The organism is Microcystis sp. M53598_WE2, assembly GCF_030067735.1.
GTDB lineage: Bacteria > Cyanobacteriota > Cyanobacteriia > Cyanobacteriales > Microcystaceae > Microcystis > Microcystis aeruginosa.
Genome location: NZ_JASJFE010000967.1, coordinates 1 through 1,792, shown reverse-complemented (window position 1 = coordinate 1,792; position 1,792 = coordinate 1). Strand labels below are relative to the sequence as shown.

Below are 1,792 nucleotides of genomic sequence, written 5' to 3'. Positions count from 1 at the left end.
CAAGCCTTCTAAATCGCCTTTTAAGGATTTGCCAATATAGGGATTAATTGCAATTATGTTAGTTAAAATTTCTTGAAGTTTGACTTTCTGTTTTTGGGTGAGTTCGTCGGGATCTTTTCGCGCTTGTTTAGAAAAGACAATTGTGTAGGTTGTCATCCAAATACTTGTTCCATTGTTAGGGTTTCTCCTGCGGCATATTCTCGTCGTGCTGATGCAATGTGTTGTAATAGTTTGGGATCTTGCATGAGTTCGCTGGTTTCAGCTAAGGATTCCCATTCTTCTTTAGTGATGAGAATATAACTGCGATTTTCACGAACGATCACTACTCCATCGGGTTCTTTTTCAGTGCGATCACAGAGTTTTTCTAGGTTGGCTTTGGCGTAATCAACGGTAACTTGATACATAAATCGCTTAAGGTTTTTGGGAATTACTCTCATAATAAAGCAAAAATTGCTTGTTGGCTGACGTTTTCATTATTTATTTTGGGCTTTTCAGTTCTGATCGAGAAGAAGGCGATATGACAACTTTAGTAATGATCTAAGCCGTAACTTGCATAATGTTTATTTTGGCTTTTCCGAGATCATGGTATAAAATGTTCTATGAACGGTTAAATAAGTAGTCGTGCAAAATTAATTTCTTGGTTAGGATAGGCAAAAGGCAAGAGGCAAAAGGCAAAAGCTTGATCGAAATGTGTAATTAATTTTGCTTAGGTACTTACTAGGAGATATTACTGAACTGAGAATATTTGGGCTATGCGGAAATAGCCCGGAGAGGTGGGAGAGATTTGCCTCGTGCAGTGTAGTCTTCGATAAGGAGATCTAGAACTTCAAGGGCATTTTGTAGAGCTGCATGGTAGGTTTCACCATGGGTATGAGCATAGGGTCCAAATTCAGGTAGATGGGCGATAAATTTGTTGTCTTCTTCTGACCATTGAATAAAAATACTATAGTGATAATTCATGGGTTGTCTCCTTGATTTAAGTTTGCTAGTTTCCGAAGTGCGTTTCTTACATCTTTTTCCTGGTAGCGATCAGCATCACTACTATCTTTGCCTGACAGGGTCAAGCTATATTCTAAACGGGGATGGCTCCAAACGGTATGACTACCTTTACCGGGGCGATAGGTAAACCCTGCTTTCAGAAGTATAGACTTGAGTTCTCGTATTTTTTTAGGCATTTACTATCTGCTGGAGTAATTTTATTGCAGTTTGAGCATTATTAAGGTATTACAAAGAATCTAGGAATGACGGAGTGATTGGATATCTTCGACCATTTCGGGGGGAAAGCGTTGGCTTAATTCCTCATCGGGAAGTTGAGAAAGCATCAGATTATAATTATTTTTTACTGTTTGAGTGTCGGGGTGATTTTCTCCTAATTTTTCCGAACAAATAGCAATCGCTTTTTGATAAAGCGGTTCTGCTTCTGTGTATTTCCCTTGAGACTGATAAAGAATCGCCAGACTGTTGAGACTGTTGGCCACATGAGGATGCTCTGCTCCTAATTGCTTTTCCCGAATCGCCAGTGCTCGCAAATAGAGGGGTTCTGCTTCTGCGTATTTCCCTTGAGCGCGATAAAGATCCGCCAGATTGTTGAGACTGGTCGCCACATCAGGATGCTCTTCTCCTAATTGCTTTTCTGTAATCGCCAGCGAGCGCAAAAAGAGAGGTTCTGCTTCTGCGTATTTCCCTTGATCATAATAAAGACCAGCCAGATTGTTGAAACTGTTGGCCACATCAGGATGCTCTTCTCCTAATTGCTTTTCTGTAATCGCCAGCGCTCGCAAAAAGAGAGGTT

General features: G+C 40.5%; 4 protein-coding genes. All 4 read right to left on the bottom strand.

Going from position 1 to position 1,792, the window contains the following annotated elements:
* Positions 1-152 precede the first annotated feature (152 nt).
* Positions 153-404, bottom strand: coding sequence for a type II toxin-antitoxin system Phd/YefM family antitoxin (locus PX636_RS19825; RefSeq protein ID WP_044034576.1), 252 nt, complete (start codon positions 402-404; stop codon positions 153-155).
* 346 nt (positions 405-750) lie between these two features.
* Positions 751-960, bottom strand: coding sequence for a type II toxin-antitoxin system HicB family antitoxin (locus tag PX636_RS19820; RefSeq protein ID WP_008206452.1), 210 nt, complete (start codon positions 958-960; stop codon positions 751-753).
* Complete coding sequence (locus PX636_RS19815; RefSeq protein WP_288118446.1) at positions 957-1,175, bottom strand: type II toxin-antitoxin system HicA family toxin; 219 nt, start codon at positions 1,173-1,175, stop codon at positions 957-959. The genes PX636_RS19820 and PX636_RS19815 overlap by 4 nt, the downstream gene beginning before the upstream one ends.
* A 60-nt stretch (positions 1,176-1,235) precedes the next feature.
* Positions 1,236-1,792: tetratricopeptide repeat protein (locus PX636_RS19810; RefSeq protein WP_288118444.1), on the bottom strand; the 557-nt coding region annotated here is incomplete at its 5' end.

Excerpts from the sequence above, each read along its gene's own strand:
- PX636_RS19825 (WP_044034576.1), bottom strand. The coding sequence starts at position 404 with ATGTATCAAGTTACCGTTGATTACGCCAAAGCCAACCTAGAAAAACTC.
- PX636_RS19820 (WP_008206452.1), bottom strand. The coding sequence starts at position 960 with ATGAATTATCACTATAGTATTTTTATTCAATGGTCAGAAGAAGACAAC.
- PX636_RS19815 (WP_288118446.1), bottom strand. The coding sequence starts at position 1,175 with ATGCCTAAAAAAATACGAGAACTCAAGTCTATACTTCTGAAAGCAGGG.